The 14,334-nt window shown below is 46.3% G+C and carries 10 protein-coding genes; 2 read left to right on the top strand and 8 right to left on the bottom strand.

Translation table 11 applies throughout. The annotated features are described in order from the left end of the window. Positions 1-142: 142 nt before the first annotated feature. Complete coding sequence (locus NG833_RS10315; protein WP_256555903.1) at positions 143-2,635, bottom strand: PAS domain-containing protein; 2,493 nt, start codon at positions 2,633-2,635, stop codon at positions 143-145. A 23-nt stretch (positions 2,636-2,658) separates the two neighbouring features. On the opposite strand from NG833_RS10315, the gene NG833_RS10310 reads away from it, so the two are divergent. Continuing rightward, positions 2,659-2,829 (top strand): hypothetical protein, encoded by a 171-nt coding sequence (locus NG833_RS10310; RefSeq protein ID WP_254565206.1) that lies wholly within the window; start codon positions 2,659-2,661, stop codon positions 2,827-2,829. Between the two features lie 434 nt (positions 2,830-3,263). Here the strand turns inward: NG833_RS10310 and NG833_RS10305 are convergent, their stop codons facing one another. The 3 genes from NG833_RS10305 to NG833_RS10295 all read right to left on the bottom strand — a co-directional run bounded on the left by NG833_RS10305 (position 3,264) and on the right by NG833_RS10295 (position 6,303). Next, the gene (locus NG833_RS10305; RefSeq protein WP_375293898.1) at positions 3,264-4,073 is read right to left on the bottom strand and encodes an ion transporter; all 810 of its coding nucleotides are present in this window, start codon (positions 4,071-4,073) and stop codon (positions 3,264-3,266) included. Positions 4,074-4,361: 288 nt separating this feature from the next. Continuing rightward, positions 4,362-4,499 (bottom strand): hypothetical protein, encoded by a 138-nt coding sequence (locus NG833_RS10300; protein WP_015148176.1) that lies wholly within the window; start codon positions 4,497-4,499, stop codon positions 4,362-4,364. Positions 4,500-4,608: 109 nt separating this feature from the next. Continuing rightward, positions 4,609-6,303 (bottom strand): transglutaminase domain-containing protein, encoded by a 1,695-nt coding sequence (locus NG833_RS10295; protein WP_254565204.1) that lies wholly within the window; start codon positions 6,301-6,303, stop codon positions 4,609-4,611. 480 nt (positions 6,304-6,783) lie between these two features. Between NG833_RS10295 and NG833_RS10290 the strand changes: the two genes are divergently transcribed. Further along, positions 6,784-7,563 carry a DUF928 domain-containing protein gene (locus NG833_RS10290; RefSeq protein ID WP_254565203.1) on the top strand — a complete coding sequence of 260 codons (780 nt, stop codon included), beginning with the start codon at positions 6,784-6,786 and terminating at the stop codon, positions 7,561-7,563. 184 nt (positions 7,564-7,747) lie between these two features. Here the strand turns inward: NG833_RS10290 and NG833_RS10285 are convergent, their stop codons facing one another. From NG833_RS10285 to NG833_RS10270, 4 genes are all read right to left on the bottom strand, one after another. Continuing rightward, positions 7,748-9,268 (bottom strand): HlyD family efflux transporter periplasmic adaptor subunit, encoded by a 1,521-nt coding sequence (locus NG833_RS10285; RefSeq protein WP_254565202.1) that lies wholly within the window; start codon positions 9,266-9,268, stop codon positions 7,748-7,750. 93 nt (positions 9,269-9,361) lie between these two features. After that, a complete protein-coding gene (locus NG833_RS10280; RefSeq protein ID WP_254565201.1) occupies positions 9,362-11,110 on the bottom strand; it encodes a hypothetical protein in 1,749 nt (582 codons plus the stop codon). Positions 11,111-11,297: 187 nt separating this feature from the next. Continuing rightward, a complete protein-coding gene (locus tag NG833_RS10275) occupies positions 11,298-12,062 on the bottom strand; it encodes a peptidylprolyl isomerase (RefSeq protein ID WP_254565200.1) in 765 nt (254 codons plus the stop codon). A 97-nt stretch (positions 12,063-12,159) separates the two neighbouring features. After that, positions 12,160-14,334 (bottom strand): Calx-beta domain-containing protein (locus NG833_RS10270; RefSeq protein ID WP_305884987.1); only part of this gene is annotated, 2,175 nt, incomplete at its 5' end.

Here is a 14,334-nt window from a genome sequence, read left to right as displayed (position 1 = left end):
TTTGTTCACTCTGAACCCCATTATTTCAACTGTTTCCTTTTGATTAACTCAACTCATAACACCTTGTCAACCGTAGGGACACGGAAACTCAGTGTCCCTTGGCGATTCAACTTCGCACCCGGCTCCAATCTCGCAATCGCGGTTAGGGAATGGGTAATGTAATCTTAAATTCCGTTCCTAATCCAGGCCCTGACTGACACTCAATTTGGCCGCCATGTTTTTCCACCACAATTTGATAGCTAATCGACAAACCCAGTCCCGTGCCTTTCCCCGGGTCTTTGGTCGTAAAAAACGGCTCAAAAATATGTTGTTGGGTCTGATCTGTCATCCCACGACCATTATCTGAAATCCGGATCACCGCGCAGTCCCCCACCCGTTCGGTGCGAATGCAAATTCGGGGAGTAAAAGTTCCGGGAGAATCCCCGGTCATTTTCGGAACGTTGGCTCGCCTTTTGAGATAGTTTTGCCCCTCTTCCTCTAAAACATCGATCGCATTCCCCAGTAAATTCATAAACACCTGATTCAGTTGTCCGGCATAACATTCAATCCCAGGAAGTTCCCCATACTCTTTAATCACCTCAATACTTGGCATTCCGGCTTTGGCTTTGAGACGATTTTGTAAAATCAGTAAGGTACTATCAATCCCTTCATGAATATTCACCGACTTTTTCTGAGCTTGATCCAGACGGGAAAAGTTCCGCAAAGATAGCACCACTTCCCGAATGCGATCGGCTCCCACCTGCATGGAAGACATCAGCTTGGGAAAATCTTCCATTAAAAAATTGAGGCCAATTCCTTCAATATGCTGTTGAATCGTCGGAGTGGGTTCTAAATATTCTTTTCGATACAGTTCCACCAGGGCTAAAAGGTCCCGGACATATTGGCGAGCATGAGCGATATTGCCATAAATAAAGCTCACGGGATTGTTAATTTCGTGAGCAACTCCGGCAACCAGTTGGCCGAGACTGGACATTTTTTCTGTTTGAATCAGTTGAGTTTGAGTTTGTTTTAATTCCTGTAAGGTGTGTTTGAGTTCTTCAGCTTTTTGGCGGAATCGTTCTTCCGAACGGCGCAAGGCATCTTCTGCTTGTTTGCGTTCGGTAATATTTTGGGTCATAATCATTCCGGCAATGGCTTCTCCCTGTTCATTTTTCAGGGGTAAGGTATGAGCGAGATAAAGACGACTGCCAAAGGGAACTTCAGTCACGCTTTCTTTGCCCGCGAGTGCATCGCGATAGAGGGTTTCGTAGAGATTCGCAATGTTTGAGGGGAAGGCTTCTGGGAGAGTTTTGCCTTCGATTAATTCTTTAGATAAGCCCACTTTGGGGAGTTCGGTTCCTTCGGCGAGGGTGTGACGCAGTTCCCTATCGAAGAGGCAAACGGTCCCATTGGGAAAGTTTTTTGCCAGGGTGCGATACTGGGTTTCACTCCGGCGTAATGCCACCTCCATTTGTTTGCGATCGCTAATATCAATGCCGATAAAAACGGCTTTGGTTCCTTTTTGATATTTCTGAGCAACTACTAAATAGCTGCGGGGTTCTCCCTGGGATTCTAGGGTGATTTCTGTGGATTGGGTGAGTTCAGGACGGGCAAAAAAGTCCTGAACCATTTCGGAGAATTTGGGACTGGTTTGTAAAAAACCCACCGGGCGATCGGCAAAGCTATCGACTGGCATTTGAAAGGCTGCGGCTAAATGGCGATTCACCCCTAAATAGCGTAAATCTGAACTCACCCAAGAGACTAAACCGGGAACCGCATCGAGGACCGCTTGGAGTTGCTCGTTGGCATTCTGCAAGTCGGATTCGGCTTGTTTGCGTTCGCTAATATCGCGCACGAAGGCACAGTGATATTCTTGACCATTAAAGGTTAAATAATTGACCCGGACTTCCACCGGAATTGAGTGATTTTGTTGGGTGAAAAAATTGGATTCAAAGGTGAAGGTTCTAAACTGTTTGATGGCTCGCCAATGTTCGGCCCAAATCGGGGGAGAAAAGGCGGGGTCAATTTGAGAAACGCTCAGGGCGAGTAACGCTTCTTGGGTATAGCCGAGTAACTGACAGGCGGCTTCATTAACATAGCTTAATTGGGCGTCTGGGGTCATCCAGAGGACGGCATCTGCCGCTTTATCCATTGCAAATTGAGTGAGTTGTAAGGCGTCGGCGAGTTGTTTGCGCTCGGTGAGGAGTTCGGCAGACAACATCAACCCGCCAATTTCGCCATCACTGGCGATCCAGGGTTGAATTTCCCATTTAATCCATTCTTGTTGGCCATTGGGTTTAATGAGACAATCCTCATGGCATAAGGGTTCTCCGGTTTCTATACAATGTTGATAGCGCTGTTGCCAGGATTCGCACAGATGGGGAAAGCGTTCATAATGCGATCGCCCAATGACACAGGTGCGATCGCCGGAACCATATTCACTGTACCAACGTCGCGACCAAGCCAAATATCGCATCTGGCGATCGACCATTGCCACCGCTGCCGGAACATATTCCACAAATTGGGATAAGATGCCTTCGCTTTGCTGGACGGCAGTGGGGATTTTCGTGGATGGCGATCGGCTGGTTTTGGGATTGCCATTGAGGGTTGGGTTGGGTTGCACCTTGAGGGATTGATGGACTGAAATCTGTTGCATGGGGGGAATCCTCCTGGTATGGAATGCAGATAGGGTTTCCGGAGTTGTGGAGTGGAGTTCCTGGATGCGATCGCCGATTTCTGGCTTTTGACTGGTCTTTTTCCCCGTTCAAAAGTTCCGCACCGCGATCGCCGGAACACCGAGTTAGACTGTGGTACTCAGATCCCACGCATCCGAATGATAGTGCCGCCTAGAAAGAGTGATGCAAACCCCGACGATTCGCCGAACCCATTCAACATTCCGATTCTAGATGTCTAGTGAGGCAAGTCGAAAGCATGGCCCTCGGATGTCTAGATCGAGAGACTCCCTGTTAGCCTTCCTGATGAGTTGTTAGTCTATTTTGGTTCAGCGGTAGTTTCTGGCGACCTGATTTTTTTGGCATTTTAGCCAAAATCCTTAACAATTTGTAGCATAGTTTGACCTAAATTTTAACTTTTGTAAAAATTTGACAATTGCGACAAACTATGTTCTCATCAGGAATGGATTAAAATCGCTCAAGTTAATCTGCGATCGCCCCTGGGGTGATGTCCCCAGCTTCCGGTCAAATTGCCTGACTCAATCCTGCCTGCTGTTGCTCAAAATTTAGCCATTTCCTCACTAAAAGTCGGCAACCGACTCACCCATCCTCTTAACTTTCGGCATCTGGCGATCGCGCGGGATTTAAGGGGGACGACTTTAACGAAGTGCCGCAAACCTTACAAAACAGCGCATCGCGATCGTGACGAGACAATCCACATCCTCCACAAGGCGTTTCCACCCGGTTTGAATTTTTCACTAATTCTTTAATTAACGCCCCCAGTTGTCCCGGAATCAAAGCAATCCCTGAAATAATCATCAAAATTGTCAGCAATCGCCCCCCTTGCGATAACGGGGTCACATCCCCAAATCCCACCGTTGTCATGGTGACAACGCAAAAATAGACCGCATCAATAAACGTGCGAAATGCCTGGGGATTCGTGGGATGTTCGACTTGATAAATTAACCCCGAGTAAACAAAAACAATGGTAAACAGGGTAAAGATAATCCGGCGAATAATTAATTGGTCTTCCCCCTCGGTACTGTCAAAAAAAACTTGACTTTCCACAAAGCGCAGCAACCGCAAAATCCTAAACCATCGCAGGAGCCGCAAATAGCCAATCCCGAAATCACCGATAAATAAGGGAAGAATTACAATGAGATCTATCAAAGAATAGATGCTAAAAAAGTAAGTTATTTTATGGTTTGCCGACCAAAATCGTAAAAGATATTCTAAGAAAAATATAATTAAAATAAAAGTATTCAGCTTATTTAAAATCAGGGTAAGCTGAATTGGAATTTGATAAGTTTCAATAACAAATATTGCCGAAGATAATAAAACCAGACTGGTCAAAATGAGGTTAATCCATTTTCCAGCTTGGGTTTGGGTATCATCTAAATAAAAAGCGATTTTTTCGGCCAAGTTTTTAAGGATGAAGTAGTATAAATTCAACCGCATCGAGACTTCCAGTTGGAGGCGGGGGGTTTAATTCCCCGCTTCCTTCCAGAGTCTGGAATCAGAGGGTGACTCCTGGAGGAATCCTCAGAGCATCAGTACCTGATGAGGTCCCAGGGCCGAAAACCCGGTAATAGTCCCCTTGAGTAGCCCTATCAAGGTGATAAATTTGATGACGAAAAATCGTTATTTCTTGGACAGGCGCTTCTCGAAGCGCCCCTACAAGAAACACACCTTGTCCTAGTTCCTGAGAACTTAACGAGAGCGTTTCTCCTTTTCCTGACGGCGGCGATCGCGCCATTCCGCTGCGGTGAGATAGATAATTCCTCCCGTTACCAGGACCATCAACCCTAGGGTTCCCGTTGCTAGAACAGTATAGATAGTCGTGTCCACAAGTCCTCCCCAATCAAAAATCAGTGTTAACAGAGTCCGAGTTTAAGGGGCGGCAGTCATCTATTCCTGGGAAGTCACCTAAATAGAGGACCGCTGAGGGTGGGCTATTTTAGTTAGGTGGTGGCAGTTCACCTAAAATCGTGAATCGGACATGATTGATTGCCAAATCCCCCAGACGGATCTCGCTTTTATGTAACGGGACTCCCTTGAGTTTGAGACTTTCAAACCGGATCCCTTTGCCCAATTCCACATGATACCAAGCTAATCCCATAAAAAACCGCATCGGGTTAGGGCCGCTATCCTGATTATCATCGGGATTGGATTCCATTGGGATCCAACCCAATCCAGGAATATAGAACTCCAACCAGACATGATTGTAGTCCGGTTGCATGGGCATTCCTTGGCGATCGGGGTGTGGGGGGCATTTGTAACGTCCCACAGTCCGACAGGCAATCCCATTTAACCGCAACAGGGCCAGCATTAACCCCACATATTCGCCACAGGAACCGATCCCGCGTTCCAGGACGATATCTGGGGTATCAATATGGGGTTTGATGCCGTAGTCGAGTTTTTCATAGACATAATCGCGAATACTCAGGACCTTTCGCAGGAGATTGGTTTCGGTCCCGATCGCCTCAATTGCTGCCTTGCGAACAATCTCCGTATCCATCGCCAGATTGTCATTATCGACTAAATAGCGATCGCCAAACTCTGGGGGAGGTTCGGGCAGATTTTCCACATCCCGAGGGGAAAGACGATATTTAATACTGCGAACCTCTAAAAGAGCTTTCCAACCAAAAACCCGTGCCTCGTGGGGTTTGAGACTGTCGAACTTAAACACAGCAATCCGTTGTCCATCCATAATTTCCTCCTGAAACGGCAGTCCGATCGCCTCAATTTTCTTCAACTTTTGGCGAGGGGTTTCTGCCGGAAAAGCGATCCGCCATTCCAAATCCGTCAAGTCCAACTCATCCAGAGGAGAGAGTTCCTCAACGTAGGAAATTTCCATGAGATAGCCGTTGGATAGGGCATAATGTTCATCTTCATGGTATTGAAAATGTAACGGATGAATCAACGTGCGATCGCGAAAGGCTAATTGGTGGGGATCGATGGAATTCGGGTCATCCCGAACATAAATTTCTTCCGAAGCATAGGCCACATAGAGAATGTCTTCCCCAGTTTCGGGATGGCGATGAAAGGCCAAACCCGAGGGATGTTCAAAGGGAGTCAGGACACTAAAAATTAGAGTACCTGTAGCGCGATCGAGACAGTAAACCGTTTGTTCCTCCGAATCAGAAACCCACAGGTATTCCGCCTGGACCGTCAAACTTTCCACCCCGATTCCGGGGGCATAAAACCGGGTGATTTCCTCCCCAGTTTTGCGGTTAAAAATCAAAATGTAGCCCGTTTTTTGAGAACTCACATAAACCGTAGAACCCCAAACTGCGACCCCATTTGCCGGATAGGGCAAGGTCACGAAATGTTGGGGATTGAGTTCTTGAGTTCCCAAACCGGACCGGGCATTTTCACAAAAATAAACGCTGTTTTCCCGGGTTAGCCAGAGGGTATCTTCCCAGAAGCAAAGGCCCGTGGTATCGACAAATTCAGAAGCCTGATAGGGATTGAGAATTTTGGTGTTGTCGTTCGTACAGTCAATTTCCAGGAGATAGCCCCGGGCGGTATCAATGGCAATCAGGGCATCGCCAACAAAGGCCATAGAGTGCAGCTCATAGACGCCATAAGGTCTAATCGTGCGTAACCAGGGGTCGATTTGATGAGAGAGAACAGGTGAATCAAAGCTCATAGAAAACTAATCTAAGGGTGCTAAAAGGGATAAAAGATCAACGGATAACTGGCGGTAGAGTCATGGCAGTCGCTTTCGCAAGTCTGCGTGAACTTGTCTCCCGCAAGAGACTGAAAGTGTGCCCTGGGGTTGAGAGCGGTTATGATGGATTTAAACACTTATCGAAAGGTTTAAACCGGCGATCGGAGTGAATCCGCAATCGCCACCCCATATTAAGAGCAGGGTGATGTCTCTTGAAGGGTGCAAATCCTTGGGAAACCGCAGGAGTGGGGGTAAAGAACCCCGCGATCGCTACGGTTTGGGGTGCACGGTTGCTAATTTAGCAATTTTAGTGGGATTCAATGTGTTCAGAGAGAGCGGTTCCCTCTCGGTAGGCCGGGTCCATCTCGTTATTCCGCCTACTTTTACGATCTAAATTCACCACAAGGCCCCTCTATTATGATTTTAAGAAAGTCTTCTCTTGCCTTAATTTCTCTATCAATGGCATTCTCTGTTGGATTCGGTGGGAGTGCCGGTTTGACCCAACCTGCAACCCCTGATTCTGTCTCCCGGGCGATCGCCCAAAATGAGTTACCCACGGATTGGAACGTATTTGAGACCCCCGAAGGTGCACCGGGACGACGAATTGGTGGCGGAACTCGGGGGACCTGTCCGAAGAGTGCATCGGGCATGATTGCCCTAGTCCCCGAGAATAACCTAGGACTGACCCTCTCGAATACCCCTACCTTCTTGTTTTACGTCCCCAAAATTGATGGGACCAGTCCGGAGCAAATTGAGATGGAATTTCTCCTGGTAGATGAATCGGACCCAGAAAATGTCCAAGAAATTTATCAGCAGAGAGTTCCTGTACCCACTGCCGGGGGAACCGTCGCCCTGACCCTACCCGATGACGAGAATCTGCCTCCCTTGCAAGTCAATCAATTTTATAGTTGGTACTTCTCACTGATTTGTAATCCGAAAGCAACAGACCCCTCGGTTTTATCCCTCGGGGGTTGGATCGAACGGATTGAACCCTCACCGACGTTGACTCAGGAACTCGAACCACTCACCTCCCGCGATCGCCTTGCCGTCTACGAGCGGGAACTGTTGTGGTTTGACGCGATCGGCACCCTGGCGCAACTCCTCCAGGAAAACCCCAACGACCCGTTTTTACGGCAAAAATGGGATGCGCTCCTAGAAGCCGTCAATCTCGCAGAAGTGGCTCAGGCCCCTTTACTCAATTGGGAGCAGGAGCAAACCTCCATCCGCGATCCACAGTAATTAGAACCCGGCATTTTAGGTCAACCTTAGCGGGTAGGGGCCATCCCGAGGCGATCGCATTGCCTCTACCCTCTCTTCTATAAACCCCTATTTCCTTGTCATTTGGGTTTCTAAAAACAGGCTTTCTCATGACCCTGCCCTGCCCAGACTCTAGCTGGATAATCCCTGCTCCTGTTTCCCCTAATTATTTAGAAAATCCTACAAAATATTTATCCAAATTAAACAACTTATTTAATTCATGTTGAGCTTTTTGATAAATTCGCATCTGTCCCGTTTCAATATGAGCAAATCCTTCACTTCCAGGTCGTAAACTCTGGTCGTGATTATCAATTAAAATGGTCAAAGTCAACATCGGATTACTCCCGGACTGATCCAAGACGATTTTCGGTAAAATATCTTGAACTGTTGCCCGGTAACTCGGACTATAAGGGTCGCGAACTTTAAAAGTTACAAATTGATTCGGCTTGACCAAATTCCCATCTTCTTGAGAAACTTCTACCGTGGCAGTAAGCTGGGATAAATTAACAATTTCCATCAGTTCTTGACCCATTTGTACCGGAGCTTGATCCACTAGGTCTAAATCAGCCGTCACCACGGTTCCTGTGATTTTAGATTTTAGAATCAAATCCTGTTGGCGATCGCGCAATCGGGCGAGTTCCGCTTCTGCCTGAGCTACCCTTTCCGATTCATTCTTAATCTGTAATACTGCCGATTCCACTTCTGTTTCCACAGAACGTTGTAATACTAACTGCTGCTCCAACTCATTGGCTCGCTCATCTCGCAACTCTTCTACTTGATTTTTAAGTTCTTCAATCTGTGCATATTTAGCTGCAATTAATCCCTGTTTCTGCTCAATCAAATTTTCTCTTTGACGGATTTCGCTTTCATATTGGCGGATTTGCTGGCGCTTCACCTCTATTTGACTGATTTGTTGGTTAATCTGAGCTTTCAGGATATTTTCTTCCTTCTGAGATTTATTAAACTCATTCTGGGCTAACGCCCCTTCCATAAGAATTTCTTGATATTTTTGGATCTCCGATTGGAGAATTTGTAAATTTTCCTGATAACTTGTCGAATCTACTTCTAATGCCGCAATTTCATGGTGAATTCCCGTAATCTGCTCTTCAATGCCTAGCTGATTATTTATCGCCCCAGCTATTTCACTTTCAATACTGTTAATTTCTGCTTCTAGCTGCCGAATTTGCGGTGAATTGTTTCCCGAGACAATTGCTTCAAACTCCGCTTGTTCTTTCTCGGCGCGACTGCGGGCGATCGCCACATCCTGTTTCGCCTTCAATAATTGCATCTCCCCCATTTTCGCCCGACTTTTGGCGTCATCAAGGGCTGAAGTTGCTTGTTGTAAACTCTGTTCTGCCGAAGCAATTTGCTGTTCTATTTCTGCACTATAAACTTCCGCAACAATATCCCCTTCGGTAACCAATCCATTACTCTTAACTTTCAGATTAACCGTACCCGCTACTGAAGTCGTAACATGGTGACGTTCATAACTGCGAGAGGTAATTGTTCCGGCTCCTGTAACATGATTAGCGATGGGAATTTGGGCGATCGCCACCCCACCCACCAATAAAAACAGCAGCATTAACCCCTTCCGATAAAAGGGAGAAGCAGCCGGTGGTTTTGCCGGAGGAACCGCTTCAGGAGTCGGCGAAGCTGGCACCGTCGGTGGGATAGGGGGTTGAACCAACGATTTCGGTGGTACCACTTTCAGCGGAGACTTTTGGGGTTGATTCGGATTAGAACTCATAACAGTCAATGCCCTGAATAGAAAGTTAACAATTCAACTTTTCTTGGTAGGAAAGAAAAAATAAATCAACCAAAGTGTTAAAATCAAAAGAGCCGTCATCGGAATTTTAGTTAAACTCCAATCAGCAATCCTGAAAAATAAAAATCCAAAAACAAAATAGATATAGGCCAAACTCAAAGGGGCATAAATCGCTAAAATTAAAATATCCGATGCTTTTTCTCGTAACGGTTTCCCGCGCAGAAAATTCCCATATAAAGCAAAAGAGCGCGTTCTGAGATTGTTAATTCCCGTCAATGCCACTGCCAGATAATAGCCATCAAACTTAGCCATCGGATTGAAATTAATCGCCACCGTGACTAAAGCCGCCACCATCAATAAATAACTCGCAGTATGTAGCCAACTCCCGGCATGAGTCCAATTCCAAAACCACAAAGCACCGGCCCAAATTGCAAATTGGACCAACAAACCCGCCCCCACAACTAACACCCGCTTAAATCGAGGTAAACAGTAAGAATCCGTCGTATTCGTATAAGCCGCAGGCATAAACATCATCAGCAGCAATCCCATATTTGGAACCACCCCGCCAAAGTTTTTTAACGTAAACGCATGACCCAATTCATGAAAAGCAACCACCAGCATTGACAGCAGAGCAAAAGGAATAATTAAAGCGGGTCCATTGGCTTCCATGAGTTGCTGTCCCGTATAAACAATGATTTCTCGCTGACGAATTCCCAAGACAGCAGAAGCAAATAAACACAGGAATAAAATCACCGCAAAGGGCTTCGTCCAAATCCAGCGAATTCCATCAATATGTCGAGTCAGCCAAGGGTCGGGATTGAATAAAGGAATCCGAAAATAAAGCAACTGCATCGGGTTAAATTTGCCGCGAGGAGGAGTTGGCAACGTCGTTCCTTCCAACATGGCGGATGTCGTCAACAGTCGCAGGAGATTTTTTAACTCTTGGGGAGTAATACAGAATTCTTCAATAATTGAAGAAGGCGATCGCCGTCCCAGTTGGTCGATAATCACCTTATCTGAATCACTCAACTGTAAAAAAGTAAAATCCTCCGGATTGCGAAGAATCCAATATCCATCTGGATGATTAATCCAGTGAACAGACGCTTTCAAACCTGGAGAATTTTTAGGGCGATCGCCCACAGTTTTTTCAGCATCAGACGGCTCAACCTCTTGCTCTGAATCATCCCGTGCTAAAATCTGTAAATCAATCAACTTTTGTATCAAATCCGGGATAAAATCAGCAGAAATTTCCCCAGGAAACTGCTGCTCACAGCGAGTTTGAATCTCAAAAACGGTATGTTTTCCCGTAAAATAGTTTAAAGCATATCCTTCAACCGCCGAAAAAATCACGCGAAGATTGCCTTCAATAGCTTTGAGCAGAATTTGGTCAGAATCAGGGAGAGGAGATAGAGTCCAGTAAGGAGTTAAATCTGGACAAATCCAATCCATAGCCGTCTCATCCTCAGCCGCTAGAATACCCAATTCAATCAATTTTTGCAGGACTTCCCAAACAAAAGAGGGAGAAACTGACTCGCCAAATTGCTGCTGACAACGCCGCTGGATTTGGGCGATCGCCAACTTCCCCGTGAAATGCTGTAAAACAAATCCTTCCATCGGGGAAAACGTAAATTGACCCTCCCCTTGGCGCGACTTTAGCACCACCCTATCCGAACCTCGCACCTTAGCCAATTGCCAGTAAGTGCCGAGATTCGGACAAATCCAGGGATCATAGTGGTTTTGAGGATTGAGGGGTTGAGGGTTCATGGCGATCGCATCCGGGGTGAGAGGGTCTAGGGGTTCATCCAGTGGGTTACGGTTCTATTTCTTTATTAGGAGTAATCCCAGTGAATTATGCCTTATGAACAATTTTAGGGCAAAACTTTACAGACAGTGGTGGCCAATTTCGATAGATTATGTGGGATTGCGCGTGGACATCTCAACCCATCAGATTCTAGACTTCCAAACGAATCTCGAAAGATTGGAGTTTTTCTTGTACCCATCGCTCAAAAAGTTGATTTTTAAGTTCATGTTTGAGAGGTTGTTCTTCTAAAGAAGCTGGAATAAATTGTTCAACTCGGAATAAACAATAACGATCATCAATTTTGAGCGGTCCCACTACCTCTCCAGGATTCGCTAAATCGATCGCCGTTTTCATAATATCCGGCATTGTACCTTTGGGTACTGCACCCATCATGCCATTGGCTGCGCGATCGTCCGTGATAGAATAGGCGCGGACTAATGATTCAAATTGAGCGTGATCGTCCAATATTTTTGCTTTCAGGTTTTCGGCGATTTCTTGGTCTTTGACAATCAAGCGAGACAGAATAACGCGATCAAGCAGAGGTTTCCGCTCTAGGAAATATTCTGCCAACTTAGGTTCTGTTACCTCAGTTTTCAATTGTTCTACCTTGAAACCAAAGGCAATATTTTTGCGAAACTCATCGTACTTAACTCCATTAACTTGCATCCAATTTTGAAACAGTTTAGGATCGGCTAAATTATTGGCGACTCGAAAATCCATCACCGCTTGATCGACTTGAAAATCACTAAACTTAATATCAGTTCGCTGTTCCAGTTCTTTTTGCAGCAAGTATTGTCGCATGATATCTGTCATCATCCGATGGTAGCCACCGGCTGCCTTGAGATAATCTATAGCCTCACCAAGAGAAATAGAATCTTCGTTAACTTTGAGAAAGGGTGCTTTTGTCGGTTCCATGTTGATGCTTCCTTATGTTTGAGAAAAGGCGATTGCCTGTCAGATTTCAGAAGAGCAATCGCCTAGATTGCCTAAATTAAACAACCGATAAACCGAACTACTTCATCAATAGCTGAATTTGATTTTTAGCCAGTTGAACTGCTTGAGAGTCAACCGTTACATCGTCAAACAGGAAACCATTGACAATAGTGCGACCTGAATTTCCGAGAACGCTCGCTGCCTGACCGTAGCCAGAGTAACTTTGGAAACCTGCCAGAGCTGCACTACCCGCTAAAGGTTGTAAGCGATCGCCGTTATCGCCCCAAACATCTTGTGAAAAGCCCACAGAACTTCCCAACCCGTCAAATATTGTCGAGCCACCCCACTGGTAGATTGGCTGAGAAGAAAACATATCTGACGTGACAGAAGCTCCAAATGTACTTGCTAAAGAAGAGTTGGCATCTAGATTCCAGTAGCTCAATAGCGATCGGCCACCCGCATTGACAAAGTTGGTTAAGTTACTCCAGTTTGATAAAGCCAAGCCCGGACTAGATATCAGGACGAGGGTAGTATTGGGATTGGCATTAGCAATTGCTTGGTCAAAAGTATTTGAATCAGTGAATGATTGGTAACTCTTGCCCAAACCACTAACAGCAGTTTGAAGGTGTTTGTCGATAGATGAGTCAAACACTAAAATATTTGAAATGTTTGGGTCGTTGTCGTAGATGTAAACCATGCCACTGGTACTGCTGCCACTATTGTAGGCAGAACTGGATTGCAGGTTAATGCTAACGGTTTCGGTTCCCTCGTAGATACTGTCATTAATTGGATTAATGGGAATGTAAGCCGTGGTTGACCCAGCAGGAATGTCGATGTAGCTATTCAGGTAGCTGTAGTCACTGCCTTTAGTCGCACTGCCACTGATGCTGTAGTAAACCCGTTCACTCTGGCTGTTGTTTCCACCACTGCGGCTCACTTGCACGTAACCGGAGTTACCATCTTCACTGGCATAGGTGTCGTAACTGTTAATGCTGATGGTGGATTTGGCAACATCGTTGTCGTAGATGGTGACAGTACGAGTGGTGTTGCTGCCAACAAGATAGTTGCTGTTGCTGTTTAAGGTCAGTTGAACTTGCTCGGTTCCCTCATAGATGCTGTCATTGGTGATATCTACAGGGATGTAAGCATAACTCCAACCGGCTGGAATCGTCACATAGCCGGAAAGATAGCTGTAGTCACTGCCGTTAGTCGCACTGCCACTGACGGAGTAGTACACAGTTTCCGCTTGGCTGTTGTCCCCACCCGTGCGATAGACATAGAACTGAGCATCGTTGGGAGTTTCACCCGCGTTGCGTTCCCAACCCGAGGTGTCGTTGCTGTACAGATTGATGGTAGATGGTGCGGTATCGTTGTCGTATATGGTGACAGTGCGAGTGGTGTTGCTGCCAACAAGATAGTTGCTGTTGCTGTTTAAGGTCAGTTGAACTTGCTCGGTTCCCTCATAACTGCTGTCATTGGTGATATCTACAGGGATGTAAGCGAAACTCGAACCGGCTGGAATCGTCACATAGCCGGAAAGATAGCTGTAGTCACTGCCGTTAGTCGCACTGCCACTGACTGAGTAGTAAACCGTTTCCGCTTTACTGTTGTCCCCATCCGTGCGATAGACATAGAACTTAGCATCGTCGGGGGTTTCACCAGCGTTGCGTTCGTACCCGTAGGTGTCGTTGCTGTACAGATTGATGGTGGACTTGGGTTGAGGATCGTCGTCGTAGATGTACACAGACCCACTGGTACTGCTTCCCGCATTGTAGTTGGAATTCGATTGCAGATTGACGCGCACGTCTTCCGTCCCTTCGTAGTCGCTGTCATTATTCGGACGGACGGTGATGTAAGCTGTCGTTGAGCCAGCCGGGATATCGATGTAACCAGGGAGGTAGGTGTAGTCATTGCCATTGCTGGCACTGCCGCTGATGCTGTAGTACACCCGTTCACTCTGGCTGTTGTTTCCACCACTGCGAGTTACTTGAATGGAACCTTGGTGGACACCTTCCATCGCATAGATATCGTAATTACTGATGTTAATGGTGGACTTGGGAACGCTCATGTACACGGCATCGTAATCACCTAAATGGCGGTTGCTACTGTTGTTAGTTTCGTTGGTTTCGCTAACTTGGTTGTAGCGGTCAACAACCATCCCCACATAGTAATTACCATCTCCTTGACTCCAAATGCCGTCGCTGGCACCGGGTAATGTCAGGTTTTTGACTAAGGTTCCGGTGTCGCTGTTGCC

Source organism: Oscillatoria sp. HE19RPO (genome assembly GCF_024220515.1).
GTDB lineage: Bacteria > Cyanobacteriota > Cyanobacteriia > Cyanobacteriales > Laspinemataceae > Laspinema.
This window is presented reverse-complemented; position numbering and strand designations above follow the sequence as displayed.